The 16,967-nt window shown below is 73.9% G+C and carries 16 protein-coding genes; 5 read left to right on the top strand and 11 right to left on the bottom strand.

The features are described from left to right. Positions 1 to 14 precede the first annotated feature (14 nt). From ACZ6X9_RS12475 to ACZ6X9_RS12490, 4 genes are read right to left on the bottom strand one after another with little or no spacing between them, the layout of a single operon-like run. The gene (locus ACZ6X9_RS12475) at positions 15 to 1,049 is read right to left on the bottom strand and encodes a 6-phosphofructokinase (RefSeq protein WP_469777953.1); all 1,035 of its coding nucleotides are present in this window, start codon (positions 1,047 to 1,049) and stop codon (positions 15 to 17) included. A gap of 55 nt (positions 1,050 to 1,104) precedes the next feature. Beyond that, positions 1,105 to 1,791 carry a response regulator gene (locus ACZ6X9_RS12480; RefSeq protein ID WP_469777954.1) on the bottom strand — a complete coding sequence of 229 codons (687 nt, stop codon included), beginning with the start codon at positions 1,789 to 1,791 and terminating at the stop codon, positions 1,105 to 1,107. A 7-nt stretch (positions 1,792 to 1,798) separates the two neighbouring features. Next, on the bottom strand, positions 1,799 to 3,043 hold the full coding sequence (gene macS / locus ACZ6X9_RS12485; protein WP_469777955.1) for a MacS family sensor histidine kinase: 1,245 nt from the start codon (positions 3,041 to 3,043) through the stop codon (positions 1,799 to 1,801). Positions 3,044 to 3,098: 55 nt separating this feature from the next. After that, a complete protein-coding gene (locus tag ACZ6X9_RS12490; RefSeq protein WP_469778638.1) occupies positions 3,099 to 3,869 on the bottom strand; it encodes a lysophospholipid acyltransferase family protein in 771 nt (256 codons plus the stop codon). A gap of 159 nt (positions 3,870 to 4,028) precedes the next feature. Here ACZ6X9_RS12490 and ACZ6X9_RS12495 point away from each other — a divergent pair, with 159 nt between their 5' ends. Next, complete coding sequence (locus ACZ6X9_RS12495; RefSeq protein ID WP_469777956.1) at positions 4,029 to 4,826, top strand: alpha/beta hydrolase; 798 nt, start codon at positions 4,029 to 4,031, stop codon at positions 4,824 to 4,826. Next, entirely contained in the window at positions 4,819 to 5,370 is a 552-nt protein-coding gene (locus ACZ6X9_RS12500; RefSeq protein WP_469777957.1) for a hypothetical protein, read from the top strand. Before ACZ6X9_RS12495 ends, ACZ6X9_RS12500 begins: the two co-directional genes overlap by 8 nt. Before the next feature lie 81 nt (positions 5,371 to 5,451). On the opposite strand, the gene ACZ6X9_RS12505 is transcribed toward ACZ6X9_RS12500, so the two are convergent. From ACZ6X9_RS12505 to ACZ6X9_RS12530, 6 genes are all read right to left on the bottom strand, one after another. Beyond that, positions 5,452 to 6,204, bottom strand: coding sequence for an endonuclease/exonuclease/phosphatase family protein (locus ACZ6X9_RS12505; RefSeq protein WP_469777958.1), 753 nt, complete (start codon positions 6,202 to 6,204; stop codon positions 5,452 to 5,454). Positions 6,205 to 6,274: 70 nt separating this feature from the next. Beyond that, a complete protein-coding gene (locus tag ACZ6X9_RS12510) occupies positions 6,275 to 7,216 on the bottom strand; it encodes an ROK family glucokinase (protein ID WP_469777959.1) in 942 nt (313 codons plus the stop codon). A 157-nt stretch (positions 7,217 to 7,373) separates the two neighbouring features. Then, positions 7,374 to 7,880, bottom strand: coding sequence for a DUF5304 family protein (locus tag ACZ6X9_RS12515; RefSeq protein ID WP_469777960.1), 507 nt, complete (start codon positions 7,878 to 7,880; stop codon positions 7,374 to 7,376). 242 nt (positions 7,881 to 8,122) lie between these two features. Beyond that, on the bottom strand, positions 8,123 to 9,394 hold the full coding sequence (locus tag ACZ6X9_RS12520) for an ArsA family ATPase (RefSeq protein ID WP_469777961.1): 1,272 nt from the start codon (positions 9,392 to 9,394) through the stop codon (positions 8,123 to 8,125). A gap of 70 nt (positions 9,395 to 9,464) precedes the next feature. Then, on the bottom strand, positions 9,465 to 9,914 hold the full coding sequence (locus ACZ6X9_RS12525) for an SRPBCC family protein (RefSeq protein ID WP_469777962.1): 450 nt from the start codon (positions 9,912 to 9,914) through the stop codon (positions 9,465 to 9,467). A gap of 74 nt (positions 9,915 to 9,988) precedes the next feature. Then, complete coding sequence (locus ACZ6X9_RS12530; RefSeq protein WP_469777963.1) at positions 9,989 to 10,768, bottom strand: metallophosphoesterase family protein; 780 nt, start codon at positions 10,766 to 10,768, stop codon at positions 9,989 to 9,991. 267 nt (positions 10,769 to 11,035) lie between these two features. On the opposite strand from ACZ6X9_RS12530, the gene ACZ6X9_RS12535 reads away from it, so the two are divergent. Next, positions 11,036 to 12,850, top strand: coding sequence for an AMP-dependent synthetase/ligase (locus ACZ6X9_RS12535; protein WP_469777964.1), 1,815 nt, complete (start codon positions 11,036 to 11,038; stop codon positions 12,848 to 12,850). A gap of 165 nt (positions 12,851 to 13,015) precedes the next feature. Here the strand turns inward: ACZ6X9_RS12535 and ACZ6X9_RS12540 are convergent, their stop codons facing one another. Beyond that, entirely contained in the window at positions 13,016 to 14,290 is a 1,275-nt protein-coding gene (locus ACZ6X9_RS12540; RefSeq protein ID WP_469777965.1) for a glycosyltransferase 87 family protein, read from the bottom strand. Between the two features lie 229 nt (positions 14,291 to 14,519). Between ACZ6X9_RS12540 and ACZ6X9_RS12545 the strand changes: the two genes are divergently transcribed. Together ACZ6X9_RS12545 and ACZ6X9_RS12550 are read left to right on the top strand one after the other, a co-directional pair. Beyond that, positions 14,520 to 15,662, top strand: a complete 1,143-nt coding sequence (locus ACZ6X9_RS12545; protein ID WP_469777966.1) for a glycosyltransferase family 4 protein — start codon at positions 14,520 to 14,522, stop codon at positions 15,660 to 15,662. A gap of 9 nt (positions 15,663 to 15,671) precedes the next feature. Continuing rightward, the gene (locus ACZ6X9_RS12550) at positions 15,672 to 16,568 is read left to right on the top strand and encodes a hypothetical protein (RefSeq protein WP_469777967.1); all 897 of its coding nucleotides are present in this window, start codon (positions 15,672 to 15,674) and stop codon (positions 16,566 to 16,568) included. The last annotated feature ends 399 nt before the right edge of the window (positions 16,569 to 16,967 follow it).

Genomic DNA, 16,967 nt, shown 5'->3' on the forward strand with positions numbered 1-16,967 from the left:
GCAGCCCCCCGGCGTCAGCCGAAAAGCACCCGCACCTCCTCGTACCGCTCCGCCGGCACCGTCTTCAAAGAAGCCGTCGCCTCCCCCAGAGGCACCCGGACGATCTCCGTCCCCCGCAGCGCCACCATCCGCCCGAACGCCCCGTCCCGCACCGCGGCGATCGCGTGCAGCCCGAAGCGGGTGGCCAGCCATCGGTCGAAAGCGCTCGGTGTCCCACCCCGCTGGATATGGCCGAGCACCGTCGTCCGCGCCTCCTTCCCCGTCCGTCGTTCGATCTCCTTGGCGAGCCATTCCCCCACTCCGGAGAGCCGGACGTGCCCGAAGGAGTCGAGGCCGGCGGAGGCGTCCTTGAGGACGAGTTCGCCGTCCACCGGCATGGCGCCTTCCGCGACGACCACGATGGGCGCGTAACTGGCCCGGAACCGCGAGGTGACCCAGCCGCACACCTCGTCGAGGTCGAAGCGCTGCTCGGGGATGAGGATGACGTTGGCGCCGCCGGCGAGGCCGGAGTGGAGGGCGATCCAGCCCGCGTGCCGGCCCATGACCTCGACGACGAGGACGCGCATGTGGGATTCGGCGGTGGTGTGCAGCCGGTCGATGGCCTCGGTGGCGATGTTGACGGCGGTGTCGAAGCCGAAGGTGTAGTCGGTGGCGGAGAGGTCGTTGTCGATGGTCTTGGGGACGCCGACGCAGGGGACGCCGTGCTGTTCCCAGAGCCGGGCGGCGACGCCGAGGGTGTCCTCGCCGCCGATGGCGACGAGCGCGTCGACGCCGAGGGCGGCCAGGTTCTCGCGGATCCTGCGGACGCCGTCGCGTTCCTTGAAGGGGTTGGTCCGGGAGGAGCCGAGTACGGTACCGCCGCGGGGCAGGATGCCGCGGACGGCCGGGATGTCGAGGGGGACGGCGGCGCCGGTGAGCGGCCCGCGCCAGCCGTCCCGGAAGCCGGTGAACTCGTACTGGTGGTCCTGGACGCCCTTGCGGACGACGGCCCGGATGACCGCGTTGAGCCCGGGGCAGTCGCCTCCGCCGGTCAGCACTCCGACACGCATGACGCACACCTTCCCTCCAGCCGGGACGACCGCCCGGCCGCGGCGGACCGGTGGCTCAGGCGTCGTCGAGACCTCGCTCTATGGCGTAGCGGACGAGCTCCACCCGGTTGTGCAGTTGGAGCTTGCCCAAGGTGTTCTGCACATGGTTCTGCACCGTCCGGTGGGAAATAACCAGCCGTTCGGCGATCTGCTTGTACGAGAGGCCCTTGGCGACGAGCCGGAGCACTTGGGTCTCGCGGTCGGTGAGCCGGGGCGCCTCCGGCGCGGAGGGTCCCGAGGCGGGCGCGGCGGGGGCGGGTTCGGCGGCGAGGCGCCGGTACTCGCCGAGGACGAGTCCGGCCAGGCCGGGGGTGAAGACGGGGTCGCCGGCGGCGGTGCTGCGGACGGCGGCCACGAGTTCGTCCGTGCTCGCGGACTTGACCAGGTAGCCGGTGGCGCCGGACTTCACCGCCTCCAGGACGTCGGCGTGTTCGCCGCTCGCGGAGAGGACGAGGACGCGCAGCGCGGGGTTCTCGCCGACGAGTTCCTTGCAGACCGCGACGCCGGGCAGGCCGGGCAGGTTGAGGTCGAGGACGAGCACGTCGGGGGCGGCGGCGCGGGCGCGGCGGACGGCCTGGGGGCCGTCGCCCGCGGTGGCGACCACGTCGAAGCCGGCGGCGGCGAGGTCCCGGGCGACGGCGTCGCGCCACATCGGGTGGTCGTCGACCACCATCACCTTCACGGCCTGTTCCGCAACCGTCATACCGCCGTCACACCTCACTCTTTCGCGGGACTCGTGGGACCGTCAGTTCGACCTCGGTGCCCTGGCCGGGCACGGAGACCAGTTCCGCCGTGCCGCCGAGGTCGCGGAGCCGGCCGCGGATGGACAGGGCGACGCCCATGCGTCCCTCGCGTTCCGCGTCGGCGAGCCGGCCCTCGGGGATGCCCGGTCCGTCGTCGCGGACGCTGACGATCACCTGGCCGGGTTCGTCCTCGACGAGGATCCAGGCCCGGGCGTCCTCGCCCGCGTGCCGTTCGACGTTGTCCAGGGCGGCGCCGACGGCCGCGGCGAGCTCCGCCGCGGCGGCCGACTCCAGCAGGACGGGGGTGCCGGGCGCGGCGAAGGTCACCGCGGGGCCGGCGTAGGGGGCGAGGAGGGCCCGCAGGTCGCAGGGGCCTTCGGGGGCGCGGGCGGCGGGGACGGGCAGGGGCTCGGCGGCGGCCGCGTCGACGGGCCGGGCCCCCGCGGGCCCCTGCGACCTGCGGGGCGGGACGAGCCCGCCGGCGACCAGGGTGCGCAGCGCGATCTCCTGTTCGCCCGCCATCCGGCCGAGCTCGGCGGCCTCGCCGCCGAGGGCGGCGCCGCGCCGCTGGACCATGGCGAGGACCTGGAGGACGCTGTCGTGGATGTCCCGGGCGAGCCGCTCGCGCTCGCGGTTGGCCGCCTCGATGCGCAGCGCCTGGGCGAGGGTGCGTTCGCTGACCCGGGCGACCTCGACGACGTAGCCGATGGCGATGCTGGCGACCCAGACGAGCAGGACGTCGTGGAGGGTGTCGCGGGGCAGCCCCTCGCGTTCGATCGCGTTGGCGAGGGCGACGAGGGTGGCGGCGCCGGCCGCCCAGCGCCAGCCGCCCTTGATGGCGCAGCCGAGGACCGCGCCGGCGGTCCAGACGGACGGGAGGGTGGCGGCGCCGTCCTCGATCCGGAACCGGGTGTCCAGCACGCCGGTGAGCAGGATGCCGCCGAGCGCGACGACGAGGTCCGCTACGAGGAAGCGGCCGGTACAGCGTTCGGCGGACGAGACGCGGTTCCAGGTGAGCAGCGTCCACAGGGTGAGTACGCCCATGTAGAGCGCGGCACCGAGCGGGTGGGCGTACTCGTGGTAGTCGGGGACGAAGAGCACGAGGGCATAGCAGAGGGTGACGATCCGGTAGCCGGTGAGCGCCCGCCACAGCGGCAGCTCCACCGACATGCGTATTCGGCCGGTACGTCCCGTGCCGCCGCCGTCCGTCATCCCCCGCCCGCTCCCGTCCGAGCCTGCCCGCCCCTGTCCTCGCTCCCGCCGCCCGCTACTCGCTCCGGCGTCCCTTGCGCTTCTCCGCCGGCTGGTCGAGGCCGGCGGCCTTGGCGGCCTTCTCGGCCTCCTTCTCCTCCTCGGCCTTCTTCTTCGCCGCGTCGGCGATCTGCCGCTTGGCGGCCGTGGCGTAGATGTCCACGTACTCCTGGCCGGAGAGCTTCATGATCTCGTACATGACCTCGTCGGTCACCGAGCGGAGGATGAAGCGGTCACCGTCCATGCCGTGGTAGCGGCTGAAGTCCAGCGGCTTGCCGATCCGGATGCCGGGGCGCATCAGCTTGGGCATCACCTTGCCCGGCGGCTGGATCTTCTCCGTGTCGATCATCGCCACGGGGATCACCGGCGCCCCGGTGGCCAGCGCGACCCGGGCCAGGCCGCCCGGCTTGCCGCGGTAGAGGCGGCCGTCGGGGGACCGGGTGCCCTCGGGGTAGATGCCGAAGAGCTCACCGCGCTCCAGCACCTCGATGCCGCTCTTGATGGCCGCCTCGCCCGCGCCGCGGGCGCCGGAGCGGTCCACCGGGAGCTGGCCGACGCCCTTGAAGAACGCGGCCGTCAGCTTCCCCTTGACCCCGGGGGAGGTGAAGTACTCCTGCTTCGCGATGAACGTGATCTTCCGGGGCAGGACCGCGGGAAGGAAGAACGAGTCCGAGAACGACAGGTGGTTGCTCGCGAGGATCGCGGGCCCCTCGACGGGCACGTTCTCCAGGCCCTCCACCCAGGGCCTGAAGGCAAGCTTCAGCGACCCGCCGATGGACAGCTTCATAGCGCCGTAGAACAACCGAGAACCTCCTGTGTGTGACGAGGAGACCTTAACCCGCCTACCCGCGATGCGGCGCTCCGCGTAGGCTGAGGGACAGACCCTGTCCTTCCGCGGCCGCCGCGCGTCGTGCCCGCGGTCACGCTCCATCGATCGGAGATCCCGGTGCCGCTCCTCCCCGGCGCCGAGCCGTTCCGCCACGACGGCGGAGAGGTCGGCGTGCTCGTCTGCCACGGCTTCACCGGTTCCCCGCAGTCCGTACGGCCCTGGGCCGACCACCTCGCCGGGCGCGGCCTGACCGTCTCGCTCCCCCTGCTGCCGGGGCACGGCACCCGCTGGCAGGACATGCAGATCACCGGCTGGCAGGACTGGTACGCCGAGGTCGACCGGGAACTGTGGGCCCTGCGCGAGCGCTGCGCGCAGGTCTTCCTCTGCGGGCTGTCGATGGGCGGCGCGCTGGCCCTGCGGCTCGCGGCCCGGCACGGGGACGCGGTCTCCGGCCTCGCCCTCGTCAACCCCGCCAACCGGGTGCACGGCCTCGGCGTCAAGGCGCTGCCGCTGCTGCGCCACCTCGTCCCGTCGACGGCCGGCATCGCCAGTGACATCGCCAAGCCCGGCTGCCATGAGGTCGGATACGACCGGGTCCCGCTGCACGCCGCCTACTCCTTCCACCGCTTCCTCCAGCTCGTGGACCGCGAACTGCCCCAGGTGACCCAGCCGTTGCTGCTGATGCACAGCACCGAGGACCACGTCGTCCCGCCGGCCGACTCCGCCCGCATCCTGGCCCGGGTCTCCTCCCGGGACGTCACGGAGCGGCTCCTGGAGCGCAGTTACCACGTGGCCACCCTGGACCACGACGCCCCCGCGGTCTTCGAGGACACGCACGCGTTCATCACCCGGCTCACCCGGCAGGGGACCCCCGCACCCGGGGCCACCCCGCAGGGGACGGCCTCCCGTGGCTGAGCGCGACGCGGGCCACGACCGCGACGACAGCCGCGACCCGCTGGACGAGGACGCCGCCTGGGCGGAACTCGTCGCGGCCTACGGCGAACAGCCCGACCCCGAGAAAGGCCGCTGGCCCGCGACGGGCGACGAGGAGGGGACCGCTGCGGCGGCCACCTCCACGGCCACCGAGCCTCCCCCGGCTCCCGGCGGACCCGACCGCCCCGGCGGCTTCATCGTCTACGCCCCCGGCGTCGGCCCCCGCGACTGGGCCACCCCGAAGGCACCCGAGGGCGCCGACGACGACCCGGACGACGAGGGCCACTTCGTCCCGCCCGAGCCACCACCGCTCCCCACCGGCGACGTCACCTCCCGCTTCGCCTGGATCGCCGTCCTCGGCGGCCCGCTGCTTCTGCTGATCATGGTGCTGCTGCGGCAGGAACTGACGTGGTGGATCACGTTGTTGGGCATCGGGGGGTTCCTCGGCGGCTTCGCCACGCTGGTGCTGCGCATGCGGGACGGGGACGAGGACGAGGATGATCCGGGGCGCGGCGCGGTGGTGTGAGCCCCGGCCCCTCCCCTTCACCGATTCAGGGGTCTGGGGGCTTGCCCCCAGGAAACGGTGAAAGGGCGGGACCGGGGCACCCTACGCCGGCTCCGCCGGCACCCGCAGTGCCGCAAGCACCGGCAGGTGATCCGTAGCGGCCCGCAGATCAGCCTCACTCACCCCGGGCAGCCCCATGGGCACCCCACACCCCAGCACCTCCACCCCGCCCGTGGCGAACACCGCATCGATCCGCTGCAACGGATCCCCAAGCCGCGTCGTATGCTCCCGCCCCCAGGGCTTCACGGCCCACCCGTCCCGCATCTCCCCCGCCAGCAACCCGAACGTCCGCCCCTCGGGCCGGTCGTTGAGGTCCCCGGCGACGACGGCGTGCGGCACGCCCAGCGCGGCCACCCGCTCCAGGACCAGCCGCCCCTGCGCGTATCGCTCCCCGTCCCGGATGCTGAGGTGGCAACTGACGACGCCGAGCCGGGCCCGCCCGAACCGCAGGACGGCGGTGGCGAGACCACGCTGGTGCAGCCCGGGAGTGCGCGGCAGCAGCACGTCCTCGGCGCGTTCCACCCGCGGCCGGAGCGTGGAGAGGATCATCGGCCCGGAGGCAGTGGCACCGCCGGTCACGTACACCAGACCGGACGCCCGGGCGAGCCGCGCCGCCGCCTTCCGCCAGCGGAAGAACCGGGGGGCCTCCTGCACGCAGACGACGTCGGGGGCGCAGGCCCGGATCACCCGGGCCAGCGCCCCCACGTCGTCCCGCATGGAGCGGATGTTGTAGCTGAGCACGCGGACCACGGAGGCGTCCGCTTCGGTCGAGGATGCGGGCAGGTCCGCGAGCATGAGCCCTCCAGTGAAGCCGAAGTGCCGAAGCCTGTCTGCCGGAAGCCGGGTGCTCCGCGGACCGTGCCGGCTAGCCCTGTCGGGCCAGGTCCGCGGCCCCCACCAGTCCGGCCTTGCCGCCCAACTGCGCGGCGAGCACCTGCGCGTGCGGGCGCCACTTGCCGCCGACGAGCCAGCGGCGGAAGGACTTGCGGATCGGGTCGAGGACCAGGTCGCCCTCGTCCGAGAGGCCGCCGCCGACGATGAACGCCGACGGGTCGAACAGCGAGGCCAGGTCGGCGAGGCCGGCGCCGACCCAGCGGGCCAGCTCACGGAAGGAGTCGACGGCCACCGGGTCGCCCTGCCGGGCGGCCAGGCTGATGTGCTTGCCCTCGATGCCCTCGGGGGTGCCGTCGCCGAGGCCCAGCAGGACCGTGGCGTTCTCGGGGGTGGCGTGGGCGCGCTGCCGGGCGTAGCGGACCAGGGCGCGGCCGGAGGCGTACTGCTCCCAGCAGCCCTGGCTGCCGCAGCCGCACAGCAGGCCGTCGGGGACGACCCGGATGTGGCCGAACTCGGCGGCGACGCCGAAGCGGCCGCGGCGCAGCTTGTTGCCGATGATGATGCCGCCGCCCAGGCCGGTGCCCAGGGTGATGCAGATGACGTCGTCGTGGCCCTGGCCCGCGCCGAAGCGGTATTCGCCCCAGGCGGCGGCGTTGGCGTCGTTCTCGACGACGACCGGGAGGCCGACGCGCTGCTCGACCTTGTCCTTGAGCGCCTCGTGCCGCCAGTTGATGTTGGGGGCGAAGAGGACGGTGGCGCGCTTGTCGTCCACGTAGCCGGCCGCGCCGATGCCGACGGCCTCCACGTCGTGGTCGGCGCTGACGGTACGGATCGCGTCGGCGATGGCGTCGATGACCGCTTCGGGGGTGTCCGGGGTCGGCACCTTGCATGTCGCGAGGATCGAACCCTCTTCGTCCACCACTCCGGCCGCGATCTTCGTGCCGCCGATGTCGACGCCGATGGTGAGTCCCATGTGTCCCTCAGTTTTTCGCTCGATCCCCGCCGCGACCAACCGTACCGGAGGCGGGGAGTGCCCCGGGGCCCGGCGGGGACCGGCGTCCGGCGGGGAGTGGCAGGTGGGGGCGGTGGTCCGGGTACGCCGGCGGGGTGCAGGCCCGGCCGCCGGGGCGTCAGTCCAGGTCGATGCGCTCAGTGCCGCCCGCGGCCTCGCCGCCGTCACCGTTGCCACTACCGTCACCGCCGCCGTCACGGCCCGCGGCCGGCCGGTCCCCCGCCGGGCGGTCCTCCGCGGCGCCGCGGGTCCACCGCTGCTCCTGGCCCCGGACGGCGGCCCGGTAGGCGGCCAGCAGCTCGGAACCGGCGGAGGCGAGGTGGTCGAAGACGTCGGGATTGCGTTCGATGACGGGCTCGACCACGGCCTTCGCCCGCTCCACGACCTGCTGCACGGCGCCCTGTGCGACGGCGCCGGCGAGCGGCAACTGGAAGGACGCGACCTTGTCGGCGACCGCTTCCACGAGCTTGCGCAGCTCGTCGGCGGCGGAGCCGGGCGCCGCGCCCTCGCCGGACCGCTCCCGCCTGCGGGCGCGCTCCTCGGCGAGGTCCTCGGCGCAGGCCGCCTCCCAGGCGTCGGGGTCGGGTTCCGCCGGGGAGGCGGGGCGCTCGGTGGCATCGTTCACGACGGACTCCTGGGGCTGGTCTTTCCTTCGACGGTACCCGAACGGGGCCGTGCCGTTCAGGGCGCTGCGCACACCCGTACGGGTACCCGGACGCGCCGGGCGGTGCGCACCCTCGGGGAACGCCCGGGGGCCGTCCCCGGCCACGCCGGGCGACCCGCACACCCCGGTCCGTCCACACCCGCGGGGGCCACCCGCACCCCCGCCCGATGCCTCCGGCCGGTCACCCCTCGGCCCGTCGTCTCTCAGCCCGTCGCCCGAGCCCGGGGCCAGAGCTCCGGGTCCGGTGTGAAGCGCACGCACAGGGCGCCGTCGCGGAGTCCGGCGCCGGAGACCGTGCACCGGCGCAGGGCGGACGGCAGGGGCAGCGAGCGGCGGAAGGGTCCGACGGAGACGATGAGTTCGTCGCCGCGCCGGACCAGCCCGATCCGGTCGCGTTCGGCGCCGGGCAGCGGCAGCCGCCAGACGAGCAGGTTGTCGTCGGCCAGCCGGTCCTCGACGGCCGGGAGGGGGGCCGGGGCGGGACCGGGGAGGAGGGGTACGGGCTCGGGCCCGGGCCCGGCCGCCTCCGCCAGCCCGCCGAGGCCGCCGGGCCCGGTGCCCAGCGGGTCCGCGCCGAGGTGCGGCAGTTCGAGGACGGGTACGGGGTGGGGGTCGTCCGCGTACTCCGCGCGCAGGGTCTTCAGCGCGGCGCGCTGCGCCTCGGCCCGGGCGGCCGGCCACGGGTCGTCGCTGTCGGGCAGCAGCCGGTTGGCGACGAGGGCGCCGAGCCGGCAGCCGTGCAGGGCGAGGCCGGCGCGGACGGTCCGCAGGGTGTCGGCGGTGAGCGGCCCGGGTTCGGCGACCAGGTGGACGGTGGTGTCCTCGGCGTCGAGGACGTCCTGGACGGCGGCCAGCTCCTCGTCCCAGCGCCCGGCGAGCTCGTAGAGCCGCTGGGCGGGCATGGGCACCCCGGCGAGCTGGGCGAGCACCGGGCGCAGGGCGCGGGCGGCCTGCCGCTCGGGCGGCAGCAGCCGGCGCAGGTAGCGGCGGAGCTGTTCGGGCAGGGCGAGCAGGCGGACGGTGTCGTGCCCGGGGGGCAGGTCGACGACGAGCAGGTCCCACGCCTCGTCCGCCGCGCCGCCCCGGTGCGCGGCGCGCAGCGCGGCGAGGACGGCGAGCGGCTCGGCGCCGGGGAGCTCGGTGAACTCCTCGGCGTCCAGGGGGACGGCGCCCAGCAGGTCGAAGAGGGCGCCGCCGCGTTCCTGGAGGTCGACGGCGAGGGCGGTGAAGTGCTCGCCGGTGGCGATCCGGGCGGCCCGGAGTCCGGGCGCGACCTCGACGGGCGGCGTCCAGGGCCGGCGCGCGTCGCCGCCGCCGGCCGGCAGCGGCGTGCCGAGGACGGCGTCCGGCGCCGGGCCGGGGTCGGTGGTCAGCAGCAGGACGCGCCGCCCGGCGCGGGCGGCGGCCAGCGCGGTGGCGGCCGCGACGGTGGTGCGGCCCGCGCCTCCGGGACCGGTGACGAGGACCGTACGCAAGGGAAAGCCTCCGGCGGAGAGCGGAAGAGGTGCGGGGTGTGCGGCGCGGCGCGCGGGAGGGAGCGGGGGCTCAGGAGGCGGCGACGGTCTCGACGCGCTGCTTGAGGCCGGCGAGGGCCCGGTCGATGATGACCTTCTCCGCCTTGCGCTTGATCATCCCGAGCATGGGGATCTTGACGTCGACGGTGAGCTTGTAGGTCGCCTCGGTGCGGCGCCCGCCGTCCAGCGGCTCCAGGCTGTACGAGCCGTCGAGCTGCCGCAGCATCGCGGACTTCACCAGGGACCAGGAGACGGTGTGCTCGTCCGGCCAACTGTAGGCGAGGGTGTGGTCGTCCTTGATCGCGCCCGCGTCCAGCACCAGGCGCACCTTGGCGGCGCGGCCCCGGTCGTCCCGCTCCAGCACCTCGGCCTGCTTCACCTCGCCCGTCCACGCCGGGTAGCGGTCGAAGTCGGCGATCACCGCCATGACCTCGGCGGGGCTCGCCTCGATCGTGATGCTCGAGCTGGTGTGTTCCGCCATCGCTGTGGCTCCTCCGTGCCGGTCCGGCCGACTGTCAGTGCTGTCTGCCGCTGAAGGCTACCTCTCCCGGCGTGTCACCACTCCATGGCCCAGGGTGTACCGGTGGAGGCGAAGTGCCCGACGTTGACACATTCGGTCACGCCGACGCGCATCCGGCGGGCCAGCGGCTGGTGGACGTGGCCGAAGAGCGCGTACCGGGGGCGGGTGGCGCGGATCGCCTCCAGCAGGGCGGAACTGCCGCGCTCGAAGCGCCGGGCGACCGTGTCGTAGCAGAGTTCGGGCAGGTCGGGCGGGATGTGGGAGCAGAGCACGTCGACCTCGCCGAGCGCTTCGACCTTGGCGGCGTACGCCTCGTCGTCGATCTCGTAGGGGGTGCGCATGGGCGTCCGCAGGCCACCTCCGACGAAGCCGAAGACGCGCCCCGCGATCTCGACGCGCTCGCCGTCGAGGACGGTGGTGCCGGGGCGGGCGAATTCCGGCCACAGGGCCGGAAGGTCCACGTTGCCGTAGGTGGCGTACGTGGGGGTGGGGAAGGCGGCGAAGAGTTCGGCGTACTGCTTGCGGACCGCCCGTTCGATGGCGGCGGCGCGGTCCATGCCGTCCCAGAGGCCGCGGGCGAAGGCCCGGGCCTCGTCGAAGCGGCGGGCGGTGCGCAGCTCGACGAGGCGGCCGGCGTTCTCGGCGCCGAACAGGTCGGGGAAGATGCCACGCGCGTGATCGGCGTAGTCGAGGAAGAGCACGAGGTCGCCGAGGCAGATCAGGGCATCGGCGCCGTCGCCCGCGCGGGCCAGGTCCCGGGCGTTTCCGTGCACGTCGCTGACCACATGAACCCTGGTGCCTCCGGAGCCTCGCATGAGCAGCACCCTAGATCGCCGTCCGGCCCGGCGGAAGGGCCGCGACCTGCGGTTACTTCCGGGTCACCGAGGGGAGGGGCTAGGGTGCGGAAGGCGGTCCCGGGGCATGTGACGCACAGAACATCTGGGCGTGACCCTCTATTCGAAACCAGTACTGGTGGGTAACGTCCGGGCCGTCCTTCACCGTGCCCGAATTACATGGACCGCAGCCGACGCAGCGCCCCTCGACGACGCGGCGGCGCCGGCGCCCGACGAGGAGCAGCAGTCTTGCGCGAGTTCAGCCTTCCGGCCCTCTATGAGGTCCCAGCGGACGGAAACCTGACGGATCTCATCCGCCGGAACGCCTCGCTGCACCCAGATGTCGCGGTCATAGGACGCAAGGTGGACGGCCGGTGGCAGGACGTCACCGCGGTCGAGTTCCTGGCCGAGGTGCGCGCCGCCGCCAAGGGCCTGATGGCCTCGGGCGTGCGGCCGGGCGACCGGATCGGTCTGCTCTCCCGCACCCGCTACGAGTGGGCGCTGCTGGACTTCGCCATCTGGAGCGCGGGCGGCGTCACCGTCCCCGTCTACGAGACGAGCTCGCCCGAGCAGATCGAGTGGATCCTCGGCGACTCCGGCGCCGTCGCCTGCCTGGTGGAGACCGACGCGCACGAGGCCGCCGTCGCGTCCGTCCGCGCGTCGCTGCCGGACCTCAAGCACGTCTGGAAGATCGAAGCCGGCGCCGACGACGCCGCCGGTGCCGTGGAGACGCTGCGGGCCGCCGGCGAGGGCCTGACGGACGAGGAGGTCGACGAGCGCAGCGCGCTGGCCGACGCCGACACCCCCGCCACTCTCGTCTACACCTCGGGCACCACCGGCCGCCCCAAGGGCTGTGTGCTCACCCACCGCAGCTTCTTCGCCGAGTGCGGCAACGCGGTGGAGCGCCTCAAGCCCCTCTTCCGCACCGGCGACTCCTCCGTCCTCCTGTTCCTGCCCGCCGCGCACGTCTTCGGGCGGCTGGTCGAGGTGGCCGCGCTGATGGCCCCCATCCGGCTGGGCATGGTCAGCGACATCAAGAACCTGACCGACGACCTGGCGGGCTTCCGCCCGACCCTCATCCTGGGCGTCCCCCGGGTCTTCGAGAAGGTCTACAACGGCGCCCGCGCCAAGGCCCAGGCGGAAGGCAAGGGCAAGATCTTCGACAAGGCGGCGGACACCGCCATCGCCTACAGCCGCGCCCTGGACACCCCGTCAGGCCCCGGCTTCGGCCTCAAGCTCAAGCACAAGGTCTTCGACCGGCTCGTCTACGGCAAGCTCCGCGCGGTCCTCGGCGGCCGGGCCACCCACGCCATCTCCGGCGGCGCCCCGCTGGGCGAGCGCCTCGGCCACTTCTACCGCGGCATCGGCTTCACCGTCCTGGAGGGCTACGGCCTGACGGAGTCCTGCGCCGCCACCGCCTTCAACCCCTGGGACCGCCCGAAGATCGGCACGGTCGGCCAGCCGCTCCCCGGCTCGGTGATCCGCATCGCCGACGACGGCGAGGTCATGCTGCACGGCGAGCACCTGTTCACCGGCTACTGGAACAACGAGAAGGCCACCGCCGAGGCCCTCGAGGACGGCTGGTTCCACACCGGCGACCTCGGCATGCTCGACGAGGACGGCTACCTCAGCATCACCGGCCGCAAGAAGGAGATCCTCGTCACCGCCGGCGGCAAGAACGTCGCCCCCGCCGTCATCGAGGACCGCATCCGCGCCCACGCCCTCATCGCCGAGTGCATGGTCGTCGGCGACGGCCGCCCCTTCGTCGGCGCCCTCGTCACCCTCGACGAGGACTTCCTCCCCCGCTGGCTCGAACGCCACGGCAAACCCGCCGGCCTCACGGCCGCCGACCTCTCCGACGACCCCGAACTCCTCGCCGACGTCCAGAAAGCCGTCGACGACGGCAACGCGGCGGTGTCGAAGGCGGAGTCGGTGCGGAAGTTCCGCATCCTGCCGGGACAGTTCACGGAGGAGTCGGGGCATGTGACGCCGTCCCTGAAACTGAAGCGGAATGTGGTGGCGAAGGACTTCGCGCACGAGATCGAGGCGATTTATCACGGGTAGGGGGTGGGGGTGCCCCGGTCCCTCCCTTTCGCCGTTTCCTGGGGGCTACGCCCCCAGCCCCCCTTTCGCGGCTTCGCCGCTCGTCCTCAAACGCCCGGAGGGCGCTTCGGGGGGTGCGGGGGCTTGCCCCCGCAAGAAACGGGAAGGGGCGGGACAGGGGACAGCTCAACCCGAGACCAGCTCGGACTCCCGCTCGGCCGGAGGCTCCGGCTCCCCCGCCACCGCCGGCGGCACACTCACCGTGGCCCGCCAAAGCCGCCGACAGGCGACCACCGTCGCCACCACCAGCAACGCATTCCGCAACGTGAGCGTCGCGACCCCCAACTTGTCGCTCGCGATGACGTGCTGGAACCAAATCGGGAATTCCAACTGTGTCAGCGGCGCGGCCACCAGCACCAGCACGATCGGCAACCCCTGCCGCGTGGTCCGAACGGCCGCGCAGACGGCCGCGAGCCCGATCAGCCACACCACGTACTGCGGGCTGATCACCCGGCTCGTCGTCGTGAACAGCAGCACGGCGGTGAAAGCCGCGTCCGACGGCGTGCAGTCCTCGAATCTCCGGGCCCGCATCCGCCACAGCAGCAGCCAGGCGAAAGCCACCAGGCTCAGCCCGAGAGCGAGCGCGCTCACCGCGTGCACGTGCCGCCCGAGGAACTCCACGGACCCGTAGTGCAGCCGGGCCCGCCCGTGCCATCCGAAGTGCCGGGCCAGGTGGAAGACCATCGCTCCCAGTGACTCCACTTCCGTTCCCCGGTCCCGCTGGAACGTCAGGAAGGCGAGTGCGCCCGGCATCGCGGCGGCGAACAGCATCAGCAGGACGACGCCCGTGACCAGGGCGGAGCTCCACGCCGACCGGGTCCGGGCCCCGCGCGGCACTCCGGCGAGCAGCAGCACCGGCCAGACCTTGAGCAGCGCGCCGAATCCGGCCAGCGCGCCCGCCAGGCGGGTCCGGCGGCCCAGGGCCAGTAGTCCGGCGACGGCGACGGCGGTCACCATCACGTCGTACCGGGCGTAGACGATCGGCCCGAGCAGCGGCACTCCGAGTACCCAGACCCAGACCCCGCGCGGGCTGCGGCGGCCGTCCCGGACGGCGTACAGCAGCAGGGCGAGGATGACGGCGTCGGCCACCCAGCAGACGAGGAAGAAGGCGTGGGCGTAGTCGAGGAAGGGCAGCAGGCCCGGGGAGAGGACGGCGAGGGCGGCGGCGGGCGGGTACTGCCAGGTGACGTCGTCGTAGGGGAAGACGCCGGAGCTGAAGACGCCGTACCAGCGCCGGTAGATCACCTCGATGTCGATGCCGACGTCCGAACCGGGCATGTCCAGCACCCGGAACACGCACAGCAGCAGGAACGCCCGGGTGGCGGACCACACGGCCCCCACCGTGAGCAGGAGCCGCAGTCGTGAGCCCGTACCGGAGGAGCCCGTACCGGAGCCCGCCATCGTCCACCTCGTCCCGTCGGGGCACCACACGCCGTGATGGTGCCGTCACTGCAAGGCATGATGCCCCTCCGGCGGCCGGTCCTCGGTGACGTGCGGGGTCGTGGCGTCATTGCCGCCCGATCGCCGCCCGGACGCACCGGGTACTGTCGGCACACGCCACCGCCCACCGCACCGCCCCACGACACCCGCGCCGCCCCGCGCGCGCGGACGGAGAAGCGAACGAACCGGCATGCACAAGACCCTCATCGTCACCAACGACTTCCCGCCGCGCCCCGGCGGCATCCAGGCGTTCCTGCACAACATGGCGCTGCGGCTGGACCCGGCGGAGATCGTCGTCTACGCATCGACGTGGAAGCGGAGCCGGGAGGGCGTGGCGGCCACCGCCCGGTTCGACGCGGAGCAGCCGTTCCGCGTCGTGCGCGACCGGACGACGATGCTGCTGCCCACGCCCCGGGTGACCCGCCGGGCGGCCGGCCTGCTGCGGGAACACGGCTGTTCCTCGGTCTGGTTCGGCGCGGCGGCCCCCCTGGGCCTGATGGCGCCGGCGCTGCGGGCGGCGGGCGCGCGGCGGATCGTCGCCACCAGCCACGGCCACGAGGCGGGCTGGGCCCAACTGCCCGCCGCGCGGCGGTTGCTGCGGCGGATCGGCGAGGGCGCCGACACGATCACCTATCTGGGTGAGTACACGCGCTCCCGTATCGCCTCCGCCCTCACCCCCGAGGCGGCGGCCCGCATGGTCCAACTCCCGCCCGGCGTGGACGAGAAGACCTTCCACCCCGGTTCGGGCGGCGACGCGGTCCGGGCCCGGCTCGGCCTCACCGACCGCCCGGTGGTCGTGTGCGTCTCCCGGCTCGTCCCCCGCAAGGGCCAGGACACCCTCATCCGCGCCCTGCCCGCCGTCCTCGCCCGGGTCCCGGACGCCGTCCTGCTCATCGTCGGCGGCGGCCCCTACGCCGGCGACCTGCGCAAGCTCGCCGAGGAGACGGGCGTCGCCGCGTCCGTCCGCTTCACCGGCCCGGTCGAGTGGGACGAACTCCCCGCCCACTACGGCGCAGGCGACGTCTTCGCCATGCCCTGCCGCACCCGGCGCGGCGGCCTGGACGTCGAGGGGCTCGGCATCGTCTACCTGGAGGCGTCGGCTACGGGCCTGCCGGTCGTCGCCGGCGACTCGGGCGGCGCTCCCGACGCGGTGCTGGAGGGCGAGACGGGGTTCGTGGTGCGCGGCGAGTCGGCCGCCGAGACGGCGGACCGCGTCGCGACGCTCCTCCTCGACCCGGAGCTGCGCGCCCGCATGGGGGCGCGCGGCCGGGCCTGGGTGGAGGAGCGCTGGCGCTGGGACCTGCTGGCGGAACGCCTGAAGGATCTGCTGTAAACCGTGACCATGACGATGGAGATCGATTACGGCCGTTTCGGGGAGCGCCTGGCGGCGGCCCGGCGGGTGGCGGCGACGGAACCAGCGGGCAGCGCCGCCCGCTGGGAGCTGCTGCGCGCGTTCCAGGAGGAGTGGGGGTACGCGCCGACCGGCGGCGAACGCCGGGAGCGCGACGAACCGGACGCGCACCAGCAGTACGTGACGGGCCTCCGCCCCGACGCGACCGGGGCCGAGCCCGAACCGGACGATGTCGACCGCCGCCTCCCCATACCCGCCGCCCTGGACGAGTGGTGGGACCTCCCGTTCAACTCCTTCGCCGACCGCCCGCGGCTGTACTGGACGAACCCCGTCCGGCCGCCCACCGTCCGCCCCGACCCGACCGGGTACGGCGTCGCGGACGGCCTGCCGCGCGACAACCCTTTCACCGGCCCCGACGAGGACACCCGCGTCTGCGTCCTGATGGCCGAGGACCAGTTCTGCAACGAGTGGGGCTACCCGGCGGCCCGCGCCCACCTCGTCGACCCACCGGTCCTGGTGACCGTCGCGGACCGGGAGTGGGTCCTCCAGAGCCACTCGGTCTCGGAGTTCTTCCTCGCCCTGGCGGCGGTCCGCCTCCCCGACCACTACGGCTGGGTGGTGGAGGACCCGGACCTGTCCCCCGAGTCCATGGCCCGTCTCCGCGAGGTGCTCCGCCCGATGGGCCTGCTGCCCTGGCGCGAACTGGGCGCCCACACGGAGCTCCTGGGCGGCCCGGACGTCATCGCCCGCCACAACACGGGGCACGGCGACACGGAACTCGCCCTCTTCGGCCGCACCGAGGCGGCACTGCACCGCCTCGCCGCGGCCCTGGGCACGGACTGGTCGGACGAGATCGCCGAGCCGGACGCCCACCACGAGGAGTCCTGACCCTCACCCGACCCGATGCGGGTACCGAGCCCGGTGCCCGGCCCGCCTCCGGCGGTACGCCCCCGCCGCCTCCCCGTCCCCGCGCCGCCGCGCCGCGGTCTCGGCGGCGGCGTACCACCGGCACGTCCCGCACTCGTGCGGCGCGGGGTTCGTCAACGGCCCGCTCCCGTGCGGCAGCGGCGGCATCGGCGGCGGGTCCCCCATGGGCGGCGGAAACGACCGCGCACTCACACGCCCCTCCCCGCCACGCTCCGGACCCCCGCCCGCTCCCGCCCCTCCGGCGTCACCGGCTGCACCCGCCCCGGCCCCACCCCCGACTTCGCCTCACCCCCGGCGGGCCCCCGACGGCGGCACGTCCTCACCGGAGTTCCGCGGCCGGAGCGGGGGACGGCGGCCGTC

Source organism: Streptomyces sp. NPDC052910 (genome assembly GCF_055585605.1).

Bases quoted from the DNA above. Each gene is read 5' to 3' on its own strand.
- ACZ6X9_RS12475 (WP_469777953.1), bottom strand. From the start codon at position 1,049: ATGCGTGTCGGAGTGCTGACCGGCGGAGGCGACTGCCCCGGGCTCAAC.
- ACZ6X9_RS12480 (WP_469777954.1), bottom strand. From the start codon at position 1,791: ATGACGGTTGCGGAACAGGCCGTGAAGGTGATGGTGGTCGACGACCAC.
- macS (WP_469777955.1), bottom strand. From the start codon at position 3,043: ATGACGGACGGCGGCGGCACGGGACGTACCGGCCGAATACGCATGTCG.
- ACZ6X9_RS12490 (WP_469778638.1), bottom strand. From the start codon at position 3,869: ATGAAGCTGTCCATCGGCGGGTCGCTGAAGCTTGCCTTCAGGCCCTGG.
- ACZ6X9_RS12505 (WP_469777958.1), bottom strand. From the start codon at position 6,204: ATGCTCGCGGACCTGCCCGCATCCTCGACCGAAGCGGACGCCTCCGTG.
- ACZ6X9_RS12510 (WP_469777959.1), bottom strand. From the start codon at position 7,216: ATGGGACTCACCATCGGCGTCGACATCGGCGGCACGAAGATCGCGGCC.
- ACZ6X9_RS12525 (WP_469777962.1), bottom strand. From the start codon at position 9,914: ATGGCGGAACACACCAGCTCGAGCATCACGATCGAGGCGAGCCCCGCC.
- ACZ6X9_RS12530 (WP_469777963.1), bottom strand. From the start codon at position 10,768: ATGCGAGGCTCCGGAGGCACCAGGGTTCATGTGGTCAGCGACGTGCAC.
- ACZ6X9_RS12540 (WP_469777965.1), bottom strand. From the start codon at position 14,290: ATGGCGGGCTCCGGTACGGGCTCCTCCGGTACGGGCTCACGACTGCGG.
- ACZ6X9_RS12545 (WP_469777966.1), top strand. From the start codon at position 14,520: ATGCACAAGACCCTCATCGTCACCAACGACTTCCCGCCGCGCCCCGGC.
- ACZ6X9_RS12550 (WP_469777967.1), top strand. From the start codon at position 15,672: ATGACGATGGAGATCGATTACGGCCGTTTCGGGGAGCGCCTGGCGGCG.